The organism is Brevibacillus porteri, from assembly GCF_003013475.1.
Taxonomy (GTDB): Bacteria; Bacillota; Bacilli; order Brevibacillales; family Brevibacillaceae; genus Brevibacillus; species Brevibacillus porteri.
Genome location: NZ_PXZO01000042.1, coordinates 14243 through 28555, shown reverse-complemented (window position 1 = coordinate 28555; position 14313 = coordinate 14243). Strand labels below are relative to the sequence as shown.

The following is a 14313-nucleotide window of genomic DNA, read 5'->3' as shown; positions in this document are numbered from 1 at the left end:
TATTGATTTGAGAAAAGTGGCTAGGCGGATACACGCCACGTTCAACAACAAATTTGATTCCAAAAATCTTTTCAGAAGGGTGAGCAAACCCTTCTTTTTTTTACCTAGATAGTGAAGGCGAAATGATGACCGGTCAAAATTACGCCGAATCTAAAATAGGAGTGTTGTAAATATGTCTAAAGGAATGCGTGGGATTCATCTTTATACAGGCGAAGGTTATGGCACAGTAACAACTAAAATGTTAAATAAATTTGCCGGTACCAACATTCATGATTTCGTAGTCCACCTGGGAAACATGGATAGAGTGTTTTTTGACTATCGAAAGGGCAAGTCAGACCGTAATGCTGTAATTGATCAAATGATTGATGATCTTGCTAATTTTTTACCTGAATACAAAGCATCGGATGTAGACCATAAAGACTTGTATATTTCGTTGCCAGCACTTAGTAATGATATTACTACAATTAAAAATATCGATGATTTTTATTCCGACTATCGATCCTTTATGCGAAAAGTAGAAGACACATGTATCGAAATTTTAGGTGAAAAGGAATGGAAGCACCGTATCGAAGGATTTTACTTCCGAACAGAAACGATTTTCCCAATTGATCAGAAAATCAGCAGTTCAAATCCGACCTCGAACAAAATGGTTAAATTGTTGAATGATCTTGCTTACAGAGTACGTAATACACATAAAAAAGAGTTTATGTGGGCGCCATACTATGGCTTCGGAACGTACGCAGAGAATATCACTCATAATCTAGGGGTAATCGCAAACAGAACAGACATTTTTGATATCATTTGCATCCAACCACAATACTATTTTCAAGGCGATCCTTACCAAGATAACGTGGATAAAGTGTTTGATAGTGCCAATCGTCAAAAGGTCTATGATTTAGATGGAGACGTTGTTGGAGGTGGAAGAAAGACTTCGGCCACAGCATTAATTGGGGTAACCATGGAAGGTGATGATAATTATCGCAAGAGCCGATCTGACAGGTTCGATTACTATGTTGATACATTCTCTGGAATTGTCAAAGAAGCGCCAATGGTTTTCTACGCTGGATCGACGCATAACCTTCTAAATAATAACTCACTTTTTGATGCAATCAACAATTTCTACGAAGTGTAATCGCATAGTTGAAAATGCAAAAAACGAAGTGATAATCACTTCGTTTTTTGCAGATCGATCTCTAAATTTTTCTCCTTAACCTTAAAGATCTCACCATTCGGATCGGTTACTTGATCATAAAAGTAGACATAAGTAGCCAATAAATCGTTCTTGTTATCAAATTTATCCTCTTTTATGGGTAACCCCGTAGATGAACTCACATACACGATGTGATAAATACCACTTTTCGGCTCAATAATGGTTTTCATCTTTTTAACTTGCTGCCCATTTAAAGTCTCAACACCTAAATACGTCCAAATATCCTTGTCTTGATACCGGTCAATTGTTTCTTTAAACAGTGATTTTTGGTTAGGGTATTGATGTACTTTGGATTTTAAAGTGATTTTTTCTTGTTCTTTTACAAAATTGTCCTCTCGTAGAAAACCATTTTGTGGGTTAAACCATTCTTCAGTAATTGCAGTTGAGAAAATACCTTTATGTTCTGTTTTTATGGATTTTACATGTTCAATCAAAGGCTGGGACTGAACGTTTTGAATTGGTATAGGAGTATTCGCAGAAACTGACGGAGCAATAATTCCTGAAATTCCAATTGAAATGGCCAAGGCCAATGAAGTGAGAAGCGAAGTTTTTACCACGGCTAATACCTTCCCTAAGTTAATTTCCCGCTTTACTTGTTAGACGCCCCAACTGGGAAAAAGTTCCGTTTATCAAAGTGTTATAAAGAATTCTGCTTGAAAATGATCCTAAATACTCATGGAACTATGATGCAATAACGTATCAAAATATTGAAATTCATGGCGAAAATTGCCAGTTTTTGTGGTATAACAGAACGTATGATCTCCTTTTTTCTCAAAAATCTGTGAGCAAATACCCATTTATTTTACCTAGTAGGTAGGGGGGATTATATGACAGAACAATCACTTGAGGAGAAGATAAGGCAGCAGTTGAAACGATCAGCTTGGAAGTTGCAATACGAGGCAAAGAAAAAATATCGTATGGAAATTCAGTTTACCAACGAAAAGTGGGACATCGGTCATACGCAAGAAGTTGATTCCCAGATGTTTGTTGAGGAATTGCTTAACAGTCTACCTGAACGAGAACGTTTCATCATTCAACAGGTGGTCATTGAAGGTAGATCTGAAAGAGAAGTCGCAAAGAGGTTAGAACTTTCTCCCTCTCGACTACACGCATGTAAAGTACAGGCTCTACAACGGTTGCGAAATAAACTCGTATATGCTTAAAAGGGGGAGTAGTGTGGTAATAGCTGAGACATTATCCGAAATAGACTTTTATAAATTAGTTGATGATGCTCAAAAAGGAAATCCGCTTGCAATTGAGGCTTTAATCCAGCACTACGAACCCGATATGAAAAAAATGACTTGGTTTATTCGTATGCCACATGAGGATAGCATGCAATCTCTAAAGCTAATGTTGGTGGAGCTGATAAAATCAACGGCCACTCCTACATAAAAGGAGGCTATTGAATGAATGATACAGTAACAGTCAAAATTGCAATACTTATCGCAATTTTGACTTTGTCGGTGATCCATAAGCATGTTGAGTTGCAAGTACAAATTCGTGATTTGATTAATGTAACATTACGTGCCACTAAGAATGACGAAAAAGAAGAATCACCGTAAGGTGGTTATTCCTTCTCTCTATAAATTGTAGAAGTGAAAGGGGCTTTTCCCTCTACTTCTATCTTACTGTGAATAGGAGGATGCCTCTTGGCTACGATGTTATTACTTGTATCGAGTGCTGCTTTGGTCCAGGTATTCATAAGTCAACAAAAATTGTCTAATGAGCTAAAATCAATTAAGAAGTAGGTGGAGGAACTGAATTGGAGTCAATTCCGATTTACCTTCAGTCTGTCAGGTGGGTAACTTTTTGGTGAGCAAAGTGGTCAACATTTTGGCCAGCGATCATAGTAAAAACAAAAATCCCCTTCCATTTGGTTGTGAAGGGGATTACTCATTACTTTAAGAGATAAACTGCACGCGTAGTCATAAATCCTTTGACCTCTTCGCCTTTATCCAGCTTTTGCTCGACGAAAGGAATACCAGCTTCTTGCAAACGTACTTTCACCGCGTTGAAATGGTGGAAGTCTACGACCAGCGTTTTGTTGCTTGCCTTAATCTCTTCCAACTGCTTTTTCACTAATGCATTGGCACCAGACTGTCCAATGATATGAGAAGCATTTACCATCACCATGTTGGCGAGTAAAACGACAATCAGGACCTTGCCTGCATGGCGGATAAAGCCCTTCTGTACATCCCAGATGGCCAGAGCAATCAAGAGCGGAATCAGCCAAAGCTGCGGGACATAGCGCGCCCACCAGCTTTCTGGATTAATGAGCATCGTTACGAAGAGTGCGAAACTGATCCACAAGAAAGGGGCCACTTTTTTACGATTGGTCCCCAACAATAATGCGGCGAGAATCAGACATGTGACAATGACAGCCCCGCCGAAAAGCGGTCCGAATCCGGCTACCCGCACGTCAGGAGAGTAGAACACAGCGAGCTCCTTCAGGGTGACCGTAAACGGTACTTTCAGTGTAGGACTATTGGGTGTTGCAATATTCTCCGATTTGGAGAAAAGAGACAAGGCCAGGTTCTCAATGCTCGTATTCTCCTTGAAGCCATGCGGGCTGTTCGAGGTCATGATATCAACGGCACCTTTGCCCGCTAACGGATAAAACGGATGTCCCTTCGTTAGCGTGTTGGTGACATACGGATTGTACCCAACAACCCCTACAGTGATAACCAGACTGACCGAGAGCCACACGAGCATGCTCTTGATGTGCTGTCGGCGATCGTAGAAAAAGAAGAGCACGAGAATAGCCAAGCCGAGCAATCCGGCATACCCCAATGCCGTGAATTTGATCTGCGCCAGCAGCATGAGCGTTGCGCATAGCGCTAGTAGCGTCCAAACATGGTAGCGCTTATACAGCAGATAGCCGAGAGCGCAAATGATGAGCACGAGTGAGCCGAGCTGTCCGTCAATATAGAAGGAAGTCGATTGCGTAATCACCGCGGGATTGAACGCTGCGAGCAGCGCGAAGGCAATCGCCGCCCCTTTTTTCTCTGGAAAAGCGGTTCGGATCGCAGCGAGTGTCAGGAAAAAGGACGATGCAATCAACAACAGGTTAAATATTTTGCTAACCTCGATCTGACCAGTCAGTTTATACATGACTGCATCGAGCATCCAAGGCCCTTTGGCGTAATGATTGATCCACAGGTGAAAGGCCGAGAGAACCTCTCTATTATCCATCTCTCCCACTTCTTTTGAACCAGAAGGCTTGACGATGGGCTGGTCATGAACCGGGTTCCAGCCGTTGGTTAATTTCACGATTGCTTCTTGATGATACGTTTGCCCGTCAAAAGAAAGATCAAACGTATTGGCACTGATGGAGTAGCTGATGCCTGAAACAATCAGCAATCCAGCCAACAGGGAGAAAAACCAGGCCCGTCGACGTGAACTTACGAAGACCGACACCATCCCGCCCATCGCAGCCAAAGCCGCAACGAGGCCAATCCAAAAGCTGGCGGCCGTCACGGATACGCCGAACAAAAATAAAACGGATGTGCTAAGCATAATCGTAGCCATAAACAATAGCAAAGCCGTCCCAAGCAGGAACGAGTACGTAGCTGTACGGTTATTCATGAACATAATCTCCTGTCTACGAATCTACTAGCCAATGAGGGTAGGGAGGTTCGCTGCCAGCAGATGCAATACGGTCGCAAGCAGTACCCCGAGCACCAGACCCCCGGCAATTTCCCATCTGGTATGTCCCATGCTTTCGCGCAAAGGTTTGGCGGGAAACACGTCCGGATGTTCCTTTGCGAGCTTGTTGAGTGCCTCTGCATGTTTTCCTACCGCTCTGCGCAATCCAGTCGCATCGATGATCACAATAAACGTCACAGCCACACCCAGCCCGAATGCAGGATGAGTAAAGCCCTCCTGCAAGCCAATCAAAAACACAGTCGTGACCATAACGGTTGTGTGCGTGCTGGGAAACCCGCCGTTCCCGACCATTTCTTTGGCCCGGGACCCAAAACGGAGGTAATTAATCAAAAATTTGGTTATTCCGGACACAAGCCAGCCGATAAACGGCGCTACCGCATAAAACATGATAAAACTCCTCTACGTGAAGATTATGACTGAGAAATGACGACGACGCCCACGACGATAATCGCCAGACCGACAATACGTGTAAGGGACAACGGTTCGTTGAAGATCAAGAAGGACATTACAGCTACCAACACGTATCCGAGTGCTGCCATGGGATAAGCATAGGAGAGCTGCACCTTTTCCAGCGCAGCAATCCAGATAAACGCAGAAAGTCCGTAAAGCGTAAGTCCCACCATAATCGGCAGGTTCGTGAAATAGTGGAGGAACTTCAGTAGCAGCATGTCATTGTTGCTGGTGAGCGAGGATGCGCCCATCTTCATTGCAACTTGTCCACACGCACTGAGGACCACGGAAATGATGATTAGAACAATGGATGGCATAGCTTAATCCACAACCTATCTGAGCAAGTAACTTCCTATTAAAAACACGTTCAAAAAGTTGGCTTTTCAGCACCGAGAAGATGGCGAGAACCGAACGAAGGAGGAGCGCAGTGTAGGTAAACTACATGAGTACCGGACTTCGGAGGTGAACGCCATATTCGATGTCGAAATAGCTTTCTAGACTACTTCGTGATCAAAAGACAACTTTTTGAACTTCCTTATAACCTTATTTAAATTCAAATACGTAAATAATCCCGGCTACCATGACGACATACAGGAACACCGTAATGAGAATCGGCTTGTCCTGCAACAAAACTTTTTCCGGACTGCCGCCCTGGCCCGCGACGGTGATCAAATACAGGTAACGGAAAATACCAAAGATCACGAGTGGAATGGTCCACATCAAGTGAATCGTGCGTCCTGATGTAAAAGTGAACAAGGAATAGCTGATGATTGTCATGGTTGTAACAATCGTGTTCAACTGATTCAACAATTCGGAGGAATAACTGTCGAGCACTTTGCGATGCGTCCCTTTATCCTGCTGCAACAAAATCAACTCGTGGCGACGTTTGCTGATGGCCAAAAACAGAGCGAGCAGCATCGTACAGAGCAAAAACCACGGGGTGAAAGGAGTTTGGATCATGAGACTTCCACCGATGGCACGCAAAACAAAACCGGCTGAGATAATCATGACGTCCAGAATGACTACATGCTTCAGCTTCAGTGAGTAAGCGACGTTGAGCACAAAGTAAACAAACAGTACGAGCGCGAATAGTCGGTCAAAGTAATAAGCACTAAAAAGGGAACCCAGAAGCAAAAACGCACCGAATGCTAATGCGAGCGCTGGCGGCAATGCACCAGAAGCCATGGGCCGGAACTGTTTTTCCGGGTGATTTCGGTCATTTTTGATATCGACAAAATCATTGAGGATGTAGACACAGCCGGATACAAAACAAAACAGCAGGAAAGCCAGCACGGATTTTCCAATGACATCCGGACTTACTTTGTGCAAAGAAAATAGCAAGGCAGCAAAGACAAGCAGGTTTTTTGTCCATTGATGTGGACGAAGCTGCTTCACTAACAGGTAGACCATATTTTGTCGAACGCGTGGCGTTGTTTTGACGTCAACTTTAACAGAATTTGATGTTGCCCCCATATCTAACTCCTATCCTAATATCGAATCGTACCTTCTAATGACGAAAAATGTAAAAAGAAGGTTACACCTGTAATATGGTAACATAACTTGTCCCATAAAAATTTAACGATAACAGAAAAAGTGTGAACTTGCGATAAAAGAATGATTGCCAAAAATAATATCAGGGTTTACAAGAAAACGCAGCTCTCATGAAGGAGCTGCGTTTTTCAGGTTTTCTCTCTTTTAGTTCACCCGTGGAATAGGAGTGGCTGCTTTTTTCCGCGAATACAGGAATAAGTTGAAAAGGACGATCACGAGTATGATCAATTGCGGGATCGTCGTTTCCCAGCTCGCGTAAATGCCGAGAGTCGGCGCGTACAACAAGTAATCGCTGCTGTGTGCAGATAAGCTTCCCGTCACCTGCAAAGCGTGGATGCTGACGCCGACGAATTTAAACGCCATGTAGTAGAGTAATAGGCTGGCTACAAAAAAGAACGGACGAACCGGAATGCGTGCACTGAGCTTGATGATGGCAAAGCCAATCACGGCCAAGACGACAAGCGCGCTCAAAATACCGATCGCCAGGTCTGTCATGGAGATCGTAGCGGCCATCCCCATATAAAAGATAATCGTTTCAGCTCCTTCGCGGGCAACAGCGAGAAAGGCCGTGAATGAGAGTGACCACAGAGCTCCTTTTGCCAAAGAAGAGCCGATAGATTTCTCGACAAATTGATTCCATGCCTGCAAATTGGACTTCTTATGCAACCAGGCACCGATCGTCACCATAAAGAAGACGGCAATCAGTCCGGTTACTCCCTCAATCGTTTCTCGCGAGTTGCCTGTGGAGAGGGTGGAGAAAACGAAACTGAGGATGACGGCAAGAATGGCGGAAACTACGATCCCGGCAATGGACCCAGACCAGATCCATTTGTGCTTGTCAGCATTGCCTGACTTGTTCAGGACCGTAAGCAGAGAGACGATGATTAAGATAGCCTCCAGTCCTTCGCGGAACAAGATGAGTCCCGCATCCCAAGCCGTGTACGAGGATGCTGTCGCAAATGGCGCAAGCTCTGTCTTCATTTCTGCAAGATGAGCCGTCGCCTTTTCCCATTGCGGGGGATTGGACAGGATGAGTGTCGGGATGGCGACCATCTTGGCTTCGATGCTGCTGTAGGTAGCAGGCGATTTGGTCATGACTACGCCTTCAACAGAGGGCCAAGAGGTGATAAAGGTCTCCATTTTGTCCGAAGCAGCGGTTGCATCCTGATTGGCGATATCTGTTTCTACCGATGCAAGGAGTTCCAGTAGAGACGAGATGGACGGCTGCTCAGAAGAAGGATTCGCAGCCGCCTGTTGGACTGCCTTTCCTGACAAATAATTGTCCACCGTAGTAATGAGTGCCTGTACTTTCTCTGCGCTCTTTTTCGGATCGGGTGGTTCTGTGTTCAGGGCAATGCGCGCACCGCTGATTTTGATTTCCATATCCCCGTAGACTGCGGCATTTTCCGCTCGAACAAGACCCTCTGCCTTGTACCATCCGGTGACGAAGCTGTTGTACGATTGCTTGGCTTTCGTCAGATCGCCTTCCGTGATGGCTGTCATGCTGTTTTGCAAGAGCGGTAGCAATGCTGCAATTTGCTTATGTGCGCGTTCTTTTGGCTGACCGCCTTCTTCTCGGGACGAGACGTATCGATCTGTTGCTTTTGCCAGATTGGAGATGGCTGCTTTTGCAGTGTCAGGATTCGCCTTCGCTTGGGCAAGGGCTTGCTCTGCTTCCGCGATTGCTTGCGTCAATGCTTGTGCATCTGACGAGGTTTCTTCCGAATTGCCCTCCCAGATGCTCTTCATACTGCTGATCGCTTTGGTTACTTCTTCCCAATTATTATCGCCACTGCTAATCAAGGCATCGCTGGAAAGGGCGATCATTTGCTTGAGCTGCTCTGGCACCAGGGGCGCGGCTACAGCGGCTGACAGAGCAGATGTCCATAGCAGCATGCAGGTACAAATGATAAACAGATAGCGTTTCAAGGTGTTCACTCCATCCCAGATAGTTGGTTAAAAAAGCGTGTCCCCGATGTATCCGCCCTCACTTGCACCAGGTAGACAGGCGTACAAACCACTGCCGACATGGGTGATATATTCATTGAGCAGATCGACGGATGCGAGCTTTTTTTGCATCGGTATGAATTGCTTGCGCGGATCACGATTGAAGCAAATGAACAAAAGCCCAGCATCGAGCTGACCTGTCTTGAGATCCATTCCACTCGAATAAGAGTAACCGCGCCGGAGAATTTTCACCTTGCCCTCCATATGGGCCAACGCGACGTGGGAATCCACAGGAACAACGGGTTTGCCCTTGGCATCCTTGCGATCGAGATCCAGCTCGTCGAACTCATTTGCTTTGCCAAGAGGAGCTCCGGTTAAACGGTGGCGACCAAATGTATTCTCCTGATCGGTGAGGGAAGAGCGATCCCACACTTCGATCCGCATGCGGATTCGACGCATGACCATGTAGCTTCCGCCTGCCATCCACGCGGGACTTTCAGCAGTGTGAGCCCAGACGATTTCATTTGCGTTAGCGGGATCGTTCACCTGCGGATTGTTCGTGCCATCCCTGAAGCCCATCAGATTTCGTGGTGTAGAGCCAGTCGGGTCGGATGCGCTGGTACGCTGGAAGCCTTCTTGTAGCCAATGGAGGACAGCTTTGCCTCGAGCGATCCGGGCCAAGTTCCGCAGGGCATGGAAGGCGACCTGTGGATCGTTGGCACAGACCTGCACGACAATATCGCCACCCGACCATTCTTTTCGCATTTCATCGCTGTTGAAGCGAGGCAAATCGACCAAGGGAGCTGGGCGTTTGGCTGCAAGACCAAAGCGCTCGTCAAAGAAAGAAGCGCCAAGCCCAAATGTGATCGTCAATTTCATTGGGCGCAGGCCCATGGCTTCTCCCGTGTCGACAGGAGGAAGAAGGGCGTTATCGCTCTCCTCATCGACGTTTTTGCCGGCAGTCATGTGTGCTGCTGCCTGCGTCCAGCTTTGAAACAGCTTGCGGACATCCCCTAGCGAGGTCGTCGTCAAATCAAAAGCACCCATGCAGATAAAATCCTGCATAGGTGTAATGATCCCGGACTGATGCTTGCCATAAAAGGGAATGACCTCATCTGCACCGGTCGGAGTGGCACTTGTCTGCTCATTTTTAGGAGTAGAGGGCAAAAGGCTATTGACCCCAGTCGCCCCCAACAGCAGTCCAATCCCTCCGACACCAGCCAACTTCAAAGCTTCTCGACGTGTGAATTTGTTCGCTGTGGTGTTTGCGAGATGCTTGTCATTCATCTTGTTAGCCTCCTACGATCGTACCCATTTTGGACAATGGTTCAGCCAATGCATCGAGGGACTGACTCAGCTTTTTCACCTGGTCTGGCTTCAACTCGGTGTACAGCACATAGCCGTCGCCTTTGCGGTATGGTGCGAGTGCTTTATCCAAATCAGCGAAGCGGGCTTCAATTTCATTTGCAAGAGCAGAGTCTTTAGCCGTAACAGCAGGCTTCAATACTTTGTAAATTTCGTGAGCGCCTTCCACGTTCGCAGCGAAATCGTACAAGTCCGTATGGGAATAGCGTTCTTCCTCACCAGTCACCTTGCTCGTCGATACCTCGTTCAAGAGCTCAACCGCACCCGTTACCAGCATAGGCACATCGATTTCGACGCTCTCTACCTTCACGCGGAGCTGCTTCACATCTTGTAGCAGTTGATCCGCCACTTTTCCTTGGTCAGCGACCGATTTGGTTTCCCAGAGTGCTTTCTCCAATTTGTGATAGCCGCGCCATTCGTTATCAGGCACATCGCCTTCGCGGGCATCGATCCACGGGTCAAAATCGCCGAGAGATTCAGCAATCGGTTCGATTTTCTCAAAGTAAGCACGGGCTGGAGCGTATTCCTTTTTCGCTTTTTCCATATCGCCTGCTTTAACGGCGGTGGTGAAGCTCTCTGTTGCTTTTACGAATTGGTCGGTTTGGTCAACGACCCATTTACGGTATTGATCAATAGAGGCTTGCAGCTCAGGAGAAGGAGCAGAAGCAGTACTCGCTGTCGCGGACTGATCAGCAGCGGCAGGCTTATCAGGCTGAGTGGTTTCTGGTTTTTTCTCTTCGGTTTGTGTTTGTGCGTTTCCACAAGCAGCGAGCAAGGCGGAGCCGAGAACAACTGCAGCGAGTGGATAACTCCATTTTTGAATCATGAAAAGACATCCCTTCATCTAATATGAGTGCATAATTATATGATTATATGTCGATAATGAATATCATTATCATCCACAAAGAATTTTACTCTTTCTTAGACAGTTTGCAATCTTTTTTTGGCTAACGATCACTGGTTAGTTTTGGCGTTGTTCACATAAAACCAAAAGTAGCTCAACAATCCCTTAACAAAGACTTGTTATGATCGAGCTATCAACCAAATAAATAACGTCTGTAAGTGGGTCGAGACGTGGAGAAAGCCCTCATACAGCAATAGATTCGAAAAAGACCGTTCGTTCGGTTTGTTTCTTTGTGCTATTGCCGTGTATGAGGGCTTTTTGTGTTTTCGAATGAAAGGAGCGAGCAGAGGATTTGCTAGATACAGATAGGTACGATGCGTATTTTTTTGATTTGGATGGAACGATTTTTCTCGGGAATGAATTGCTTCCTGGGGTGGAAAAGACACTTGCCGCGCTGCGGGAGAAGCAGAAAAAAATCATGTTTTTGACCAATACGACGGTACAGACAAGAACAGCTTGTCAGACTCGCCTCCAGAAGCTCGGATTGGTTGCCCGGCGGGAAGAAATCATGACGGCTGCCTATGCGGCGGGATTGTATCTTCAAGAAAATGCGGAGCAAGCGCGTGTCCTGATCGTTGGGGAGCCTGCCTTGGAGGAAGAGATTGCGAGCTTTCATATAAAGCAGGTGCAAGATGCGGAGGAAGCTACGCATGTATTGGTCGGAATGGACCGTGCATTTACGTATGAAAAGCTGCAACAAGCTGCTGACGCTGTGCGAAATGGAGCCCACCTGATCGTAGCGAACCCCGATCCGTTATGTCCGGTTCCAGGGGGTGCCATTCCTGATACATGGCCGTTGGCGAGAGCGATTGAAACGGCAGGTGGAGCCTCTGTCTGGGCGATGACTGGAAAGCCGTCCCGGTACTACGCCGAGCAGGTTTTTCAACAGCTTCAAGTGCAGCCAGAAAGATGCGTCATGGTGGGCGACCGTTTGGAAACAGACATTTTACTCGGGAAAAACAGCGGTATGAAAACAGCGCTCGTTATGACAGGTGTGACGACCAGTCGCGAACTAGAAGCCACAGAGATTCAGCCAGATTACATCCTTCCGACGATGGAAGCCATGGGGCAAGTCGAGTAGGAAAACGAGGAGGCAAGGGAGATGGAGTTGGGAAAGAGCAGCAAAAAGTGGTTGTGGTCACTAATGGCAGCAAGTCTGGTGACAGGCAGTATGCCCGCGATGGCGCAAAGTGCGGTGAGCAAAACCTTGCTCATCACAGAGGTTGTTAATGATCCCCTTTTTGATGAAAGCACAGGCGAGTTTATCGAAATCACCAATATCTCCAACGATCCGATTGATTTGAGTGGATACATGATAGGCGACGAGGAAAAGCGTGGAGGAAACGAAGGCATGCATGCGTTTCCGGAAGGCACCATGATTGAGCCTTACCAGACGATTGTCATTTCCCGCTATGCAGACGGAATCGTGGAACGCCATGGCGTCACGCCTGATTTTGAATTGTTCGACTCCATGGAGGACGTCCCTGAGCTATTGCCGACGGATTGGGCGACAGGCAGCATTTATTTGGCGAATGGCGGCGACCATGTCATTCTGATGGACCCTGAGTACAATACGGTGGATTCGATGGCTTATATGGATGCGAAGGTTCCGGGAGTCACCTCTCATCCGGGAGTCGCTGGTGGGCACTCGATGGAACGCCTGACGGAAAAGGATACGAATGATGCGTCCAGAGATTTTGTCGATCAACCCAAGCCGACCCCTGGTGAGTTGTTGTTCGGACCGAATGCCCAAAAAGACAAGATTCCGGTCTCTGATCTGAAAGACGACGTGCTGATTGTCCCTGAGCCTAAGACGGGAATTGTCCTTCCGCCAACTGTGATTGCCATGTACGACAAGAAGTCCGAGATCGATACGATTCTGGATGCCGAAGCGTCTTCCATTTTTATTCCGGTGAAAAAATCCGGGAAGAACGGAGTCGTCACCCAGGACGGCACATCGCTGGACGAGGTACTGGACCAGATCGAGGGCAAGGCGATCCCGGTGATTCATATCGAGGACAAGAAATTAGTAGGGGAGGTCGATCGCCTGCTCCAGAAAGAGGACCTCTCTGATGTGCACATTGTGTCTTCCCGACCGGAAATCGTCCAAGAGATGCGGGAGAAAAACAATGAATACCGTGGTGCCCTCGTGTATATCGACGGCAAGCTGAACGAAAAGAAGCAAAAGGAGCTCGTACGCTCAGCCAGAAGCAGTCGTTCCAATGTGATCGTTCTCTCGCAAACGGCGATGACGGAGGATGTCATTCGCTACTTCCGCAATCGCGGGTTGTCTGTGTGGGGAATCGATCGGGCCAACAATAGCCAAGCGAGTGAAATGATCGAGATGGGTGTGGCGGGGGTTGTCTCACACGATCCAAATGAGGTGCATGAGCTGCTTGCTGCATACCCAGAGAAAAGCATCACGCAACCTCCAATGGTCATGGCACATCGAGGTATCCCTTCCTTAAAGCCGGAAAACACGATGTACGCCTTTGAAGAAGCGATGGAGCTGGGTGTGGAGATTATCGAGACAGACGTCCACAAAACAAAGGATGGCCACCTTGTCCTGATCCACGATTTTGATCTGGAGCGTACCACCAACGGGACAGGGAAGGTAAAGGATTTCACGCTGAAGGAACTGCGTGAATTGAACGCTAACAAGCTCGATCCAGCCAATCCTTCCTGGTACCAGCCTGAGATTACCGATGCTGTCATTCCTACCATGGATGAATTGCTGGAAGCGGCCAAGGGCAAAGCGGTGGTCATTCTGGAAGCAAAGGGGATTGGGTACGAAAAAGAAATGGCAAAGGCCATCAAGGAGCACGACATGGTTGAAGATGTGATTGTCAGCAGCTTCAGCTCAGAAGTATTGGAGCGTTTCGCCAAGCTCAATCCGGAATTGGGACTAGGCTTTACCTTGAGCGGGACCAAGCCAAAGGAACAGCTGGAACAGTATGCCGAAAAGCAGATAACAGATGCGGTTCAATTGAATGCCCAATACTATATCAACTATCAGATTGTCACGCCAGAGCTGATCCGATTCGCCAAGCATCGGGGAATCATTTTGACCGTGTATACCGTTAACGAGGAAGCAGATATGAAGCGGGCAACCGAGGCGGGAGTCGGGGGAATTATTACGGATTATGCGCAAAAACTTTACAATACCCAAATATTACCTTAGTAAGCAATTGTTATAGTCGAGTGATACGTAAAAAACAGC

The 14313-nt window shown here is 46.9% G+C and carries 14 protein-coding genes; 6 read left to right on the top strand and 8 right to left on the bottom strand.

Translation table 11 applies throughout. The annotated features are described in order from the left end of the window. The first annotated feature begins 172 nt into the window (after positions 1 to 172). Positions 173 to 1132: a DUF4855 domain-containing protein gene (locus C7R92_RS20545; protein ID WP_106835463.1), complete on the top strand. Its 960-nt coding sequence runs from the start codon at positions 173 to 175 to the stop codon at positions 1130 to 1132. A gap of 35 nt (positions 1133 to 1167) precedes the next feature. Here the strand turns inward: C7R92_RS20545 and C7R92_RS20540 are convergent, their stop codons facing one another. Beyond that, positions 1168 to 1767 carry a hypothetical protein gene (locus C7R92_RS20540; protein WP_106835462.1) on the bottom strand — a complete coding sequence of 200 codons (600 nt, stop codon included), beginning with the start codon at positions 1765 to 1767 and terminating at the stop codon, positions 1168 to 1170. Positions 1768 to 2037: 270 nt separating this feature from the next. Here C7R92_RS20540 and C7R92_RS20535 point away from each other — a divergent pair, with 270 nt between their 5' ends. The 3 genes from C7R92_RS20535 to C7R92_RS32070 are packed head-to-tail and all read left to right on the top strand — an operon-like array spanning position 2038 to position 2772. After that, positions 2038 to 2373: a sigma factor-like helix-turn-helix DNA-binding protein gene (locus tag C7R92_RS20535; RefSeq protein WP_106835461.1), complete on the top strand. Its 336-nt coding sequence runs from the start codon at positions 2038 to 2040 to the stop codon at positions 2371 to 2373. Between the two features lie 13 nt (positions 2374 to 2386). After that, entirely contained in the window at positions 2387 to 2602 is a 216-nt protein-coding gene (locus C7R92_RS20530; RefSeq protein WP_158265763.1) for a helix-turn-helix domain-containing protein, read from the top strand. Between the two features lie 14 nt (positions 2603 to 2616). Then, positions 2617 to 2772, top strand: a complete 156-nt coding sequence (locus C7R92_RS32070) for a hypothetical protein (protein WP_158265762.1) — start codon at positions 2617 to 2619, stop codon at positions 2770 to 2772. Between the two features lie 334 nt (positions 2773 to 3106). On the opposite strand, the gene C7R92_RS20525 is transcribed toward C7R92_RS32070, so the two are convergent. From C7R92_RS20525 to efeO, 7 genes are all read right to left on the bottom strand, one after another. Continuing rightward, on the bottom strand, positions 3107 to 4795 hold the full coding sequence (locus tag C7R92_RS20525) for a hypothetical protein (RefSeq protein ID WP_106835459.1): 1689 nt from the start codon (positions 4793 to 4795) through the stop codon (positions 3107 to 3109). A gap of 27 nt (positions 4796 to 4822) precedes the next feature. Continuing rightward, positions 4823 to 5263, bottom strand: coding sequence for a divergent PAP2 family protein (locus C7R92_RS20520; protein ID WP_017246669.1), 441 nt, complete (start codon positions 5261 to 5263; stop codon positions 4823 to 4825). 23 nt (positions 5264 to 5286) lie between these two features. Beyond that, on the bottom strand, positions 5287 to 5643 hold the full coding sequence (locus C7R92_RS20515) for an SMR family transporter (RefSeq protein ID WP_017246668.1): 357 nt from the start codon (positions 5641 to 5643) through the stop codon (positions 5287 to 5289). 226 nt (positions 5644 to 5869) lie between these two features. Next, a complete protein-coding gene (locus C7R92_RS20510; RefSeq protein ID WP_069849938.1) occupies positions 5870 to 6799 on the bottom strand; it encodes a decaprenyl-phosphate phosphoribosyltransferase in 930 nt (309 codons plus the stop codon). 222 nt (positions 6800 to 7021) lie between these two features. After that, on the bottom strand, positions 7022 to 8806 hold the full coding sequence (locus tag C7R92_RS20505) for an FTR1 family iron permease (protein WP_106835458.1): 1785 nt from the start codon (positions 8804 to 8806) through the stop codon (positions 7022 to 7024). Between the two features lie 27 nt (positions 8807 to 8833). Further along, a complete protein-coding gene (gene efeB / locus C7R92_RS20500) occupies positions 8834 to 10111 on the bottom strand; it encodes an iron uptake transporter deferrochelatase/peroxidase subunit (protein WP_106835457.1) in 1278 nt (425 codons plus the stop codon). A gap of 4 nt (positions 10112 to 10115) precedes the next feature. Then, positions 10116 to 11015 carry an iron uptake system protein EfeO gene (efeO, locus tag C7R92_RS20495; protein WP_106835456.1) on the bottom strand — a complete coding sequence of 300 codons (900 nt, stop codon included), beginning with the start codon at positions 11013 to 11015 and terminating at the stop codon, positions 10116 to 10118. A 370-nt stretch (positions 11016 to 11385) separates the two neighbouring features. Here efeO and C7R92_RS20490 point away from each other — a divergent pair, with 370 nt between their 5' ends. Continuing rightward, complete coding sequence (locus C7R92_RS20490) at positions 11386 to 12174, top strand: HAD-IIA family hydrolase (RefSeq protein ID WP_106835455.1); 789 nt, start codon at positions 11386 to 11388, stop codon at positions 12172 to 12174. Positions 12175 to 12195: 21 nt separating this feature from the next. Next, complete coding sequence (locus C7R92_RS20485) at positions 12196 to 14274, top strand: glycerophosphodiester phosphodiesterase family protein (RefSeq protein ID WP_106835454.1); 2079 nt, start codon at positions 12196 to 12198, stop codon at positions 14272 to 14274. Positions 14275 to 14313: the final 39 nt, after the last annotated feature.

Bases quoted from the DNA above. Each gene is read 5' to 3' on its own strand.
- efeO (WP_106835456.1), bottom strand. From the start codon at position 11,015: ATGATTCAAAAATGGAGTTATCCACTCGCTGCAGTTGTTCTCGGCTCC.
- C7R92_RS20510 (WP_069849938.1), bottom strand. From the start codon at position 6,799: ATGGGGGCAACATCAAATTCTGTTAAAGTTGACGTCAAAACAACGCCA.
- C7R92_RS20515 (WP_017246668.1), bottom strand. From the start codon at position 5,643: ATGCCATCCATTGTTCTAATCATCATTTCCGTGGTCCTCAGTGCGTGT.
- C7R92_RS20485 (WP_106835454.1), top strand. From the start codon at position 12,196: ATGGAGTTGGGAAAGAGCAGCAAAAAGTGGTTGTGGTCACTAATGGCA.
- C7R92_RS20525 (WP_106835459.1), bottom strand. From the start codon at position 4,795: ATGAATAACCGTACAGCTACGTACTCGTTCCTGCTTGGGACGGCTTTG.
- C7R92_RS20520 (WP_017246669.1), bottom strand. From the start codon at position 5,263: ATGTTTTATGCGGTAGCGCCGTTTATCGGCTGGCTTGTGTCCGGAATA.
- efeB (WP_106835457.1), bottom strand. From the start codon at position 10,111: ATGAATGACAAGCATCTCGCAAACACCACAGCGAACAAATTCACACGT.
- C7R92_RS20535 (WP_106835461.1), top strand. From the start codon at position 2,038: ATGACAGAACAATCACTTGAGGAGAAGATAAGGCAGCAGTTGAAACGA.
- C7R92_RS20545 (WP_106835463.1), top strand. From the start codon at position 173: ATGTCTAAAGGAATGCGTGGGATTCATCTTTATACAGGCGAAGGTTAT.
- C7R92_RS32070 (WP_158265762.1), top strand. From the start codon at position 2,617: ATGAATGATACAGTAACAGTCAAAATTGCAATACTTATCGCAATTTTG.